This window comes from Citrobacter sp. Cf087 (assembly GCF_030334285.1).
GTDB classification, from domain to species: Bacteria; Pseudomonadota; Gammaproteobacteria; order Enterobacterales; family Enterobacteriaceae; genus Citrobacter; species Citrobacter freundii.
On sequence record NZ_JAOWED010000011.1, the window covers coordinates 1 to 240 of the forward strand.

Annotated in this window: 1 tRNA gene; it reads left to right on the forward strand. The window is 51.7% G+C overall.

Annotated elements, in window-relative coordinates:
• Positions 1-163: 163 nt before the first annotated feature.
• A tRNA-Arg gene (locus tag OGV57_RS00035) sits at positions 164-240 on the forward strand.

The following is a 240-nucleotide window of genomic DNA, read 5'->3' on the forward strand; positions in this document are numbered from 1 at the left end:
CCGTAGCTCAGCTGGATAGAGTACTCGGCTACGAACCGAGCGGTCGGAGGTTCGAATCCTCCCGGATGCACCATCTTCTCTGCAATAACGCATTAGCGTTGTTACGGAAATCGATATCACTTTAGCAGCGATATCAAATCTGCAGTAAGTAAGTTTTCCTGATGCATCCGTAGCTCAGCTGGATAGAGTACTCGGCTACGAACCGAGCGGTCGGAGGTTCGAATCCTCCCGGATGCACCA